This window comes from Pseudoalteromonas sp. SR45-5 (assembly GCF_014163565.1).
Taxonomy (GTDB): Bacteria; Pseudomonadota; Gammaproteobacteria; order Enterobacterales; family Alteromonadaceae; genus Pseudoalteromonas; species Pseudoalteromonas distincta.
In genome coordinates, this window is record NZ_JACJDN010000589.1 from 1 (window position 1) to 2,466 (window position 2,466).

Sequence of the window (2,466 nt, forward strand, 5' to 3'; positions counted from 1 at the left end):
GTACGCGTCACTTTGGTAAAGCGGCCGAAAACCTTTATATTACGCAGTCTGCAGTGAGCTTTAGAATTCGCCAATTAGAGCAAGGGCTTGGTGTTAATTTGTTTATTCGCCAGCGTAATAACATTCAACTTACAGCACCTGGCGAGCGCTTATTACCCCATGCACAAATGATTATTACGGGCATGCAACGCGCCAAAGTGGATGTTGCGCTTGCCGATAATATGCATAAGCAAATTAGCTTAGCAGGAACGCCTAATATTTGGGATGCTTTTTTACAGTTTGGTATAACAAATATTGTATCGGCGATGCCGGGCGTGTCATTAGTCGCAGAAGTTAAAGCACAACAAGAAAGCACTCGGCTGTTATTAGAACGCACGCTTGATTTGGCAATATTGTTTGATCCACCAAAAGTAGACGAGCTAGTGGTAGAGCGAATCTGTGAGTTGCCAATCATTCCCGTAAGCGGATACGACACTGCAACGAACGAAAACTTTTTTGATAATCAGTATGTATATGTTGATTGGGGAACTACTTTCTCACTTTGGCATGCGCGTCAGTTTACCGGTAAAACACCGCCTTATTTTAGAACCAGCACAGGACGTATTGCACTTGATTTAATACTGCAATGTGGCGGCAGTGCATTTATACCTCAAGTATTGGTAGAAGGGCATTTAGAAAAAGGTGAACTGTTTCATGTTAAAGATGTAGAAAATACCTCGCGAGACGTGTTTATAGCGTATCACAGAGACAACGAGCAAAAAGAGTTAATAGAAACCTTAGTTAATTTACTATCGCAAATGACCCCAAGCTTGTCATTAAAGAAAAGTAAGTAAGTTCGGCCGTTTATTAGGCTTTCATGTTATTTTGATTTCAAATTTAATGCATTTTTATTAATAAAAAAAGACATTAATATTTCCATTGTAATATTACTGTCATTTAGCGGTGACAAAATGCAGCAGTTTTAAAAATTAGTCTTTTGTGATTATCCAAGGAAATAACATGAAATTTGTAAAATCGAGCTTATGCTTAGCACTATTAAGTGGTTTATCTTTTAATGCACTTGCCGATGTAGACATTTACGGTAAAGCGAATGTAACAGTGCAATCATCTGATGACGGCGAAGGATCTTTTACTGAGATAAAAAGTAATGCATCTCGTCTTGGTGTTAAAGGTTCTGAAAAAATAAATGATAGTTTAGAAGCGGTATATAAGTTTGAGTTTCAAGTTGATGTGTCTGATGCTGATTCAAAAGGCGATAACGACGACAATATTTCTGCGCGTAACCAATACGTTGGTCTAAAAGGTGCGTTTGGCCAAGTGGTTATTGGTCGTAACGATACTGCGCTTAAACAATCTCAAGGTAAGTTAGACTTGTTTAACGACCTTGAAGGCGATATTAAAAATGTATTTAAAGGTGAAAACCGTTTAGGGAATACTGTTAGTTATTCATCAAACTCATACGAAGGTTTTAAAGTACTTGCTACTTTTGTAGCTGAAGATGATGTAGACGCTGATAACGGTTACTCAATGGCGGTTACTTACGGTGACGTGGCACTTAAAAAGAGCGCAGTATATGCCTCTATCGCAGCCGATAGTGAAGTAAATGGCTACGATGTATTACGCGCGTCAATCCAAGGTAAAGTTGAAAACTTTAAGTTAGGTGCAATGTACCAAACACAAGAAAAAGTTGACGGCAGCGCAGAAGCGGATGGTTATCTATTAAATGCAGCTTACAGCATGGGTAACAACACATTTAAATTGCAATACCAAGACATGGACTTTGACGACAGCGACGATAAGTCAGCAATATCAGTTGGTCTTGATCACAAATTAAATAAAAACATTAAAGTATTTGGCTTTTACTCAAGCTTCGACATGGACAACAACGTTGACCAAGACTACGTAGGCTTAGGTATGGAATACAAGTTTTAACTATTCGCTAAATTAGTTAAAACACTCCCTTTTTAACCGCGCTCTTTTGAGTGCGGTTTTTTTTGCTTTAAATTATTTACTTAGCCGCCCATAATAGAGCTTCATTTGGAATGAGGTGCGAGTCCTCGACTGTTCCCGCAACTGTAATTAGCGCAAAGCTTTAAGTCAGATACAAATGGTATAATACCAATTTTATTAAAAACATGATCTTTCTAGCGAATTAAATAACTTACTAACTTCGTTAAAAATTATTCATATAGAACAAGTATATGTCATAATTTCCGCTTTGTTATTAAGCTATTTCTTTGTCGCTATAATAAATCACTAATTTAGTGCAATTGGTATAAATTCTTTTAACGAGCGGGTTTACTCATTTTTTCTTGTAGTGCATTAGTATTTTTATCGCATTTTAGTGAGTTTAATCCCGTCTAGGACTGACTATTGCACACTCAAACGCCATTAAATATACCATTACTAAACGTTAAAAACGTATCGTGGGGTATTGGCAATAAAACGATCCTCAAAAAAATAAAC

Annotated in this window: 2 protein-coding genes and 1 riboswitch; both genes read left to right on the forward strand. The window is 37.1% G+C overall.

The features are described 5' to 3' along the window. The coding region (locus H5072_RS16835; RefSeq protein WP_182694192.1) for a LysR family transcriptional regulator at positions 1-833 on the forward strand (833 nt) is incomplete at its 5' end. A 166-nt stretch (positions 834-999) separates the two neighbouring features. Continuing rightward, a complete protein-coding gene (locus H5072_RS16840; RefSeq protein ID WP_182694193.1) occupies positions 1,000-1,932 on the forward strand; it encodes a porin in 933 nt (310 codons plus the stop codon). 61 nt (positions 1,933-1,993) lie between these two features. Next, positions 1,994-2,128: riboswitch (cobalamin riboswitch) on the forward strand. Positions 2,129-2,466: the final 338 nt, after the last annotated feature.

Bases quoted from the DNA above. Each gene is read 5' to 3' on its own strand.
- H5072_RS16840 (WP_182694193.1), top strand. From the start codon at position 1,000: ATGAAATTTGTAAAATCGAGCTTATGCTTAGCACTATTAAGTGGTTTA.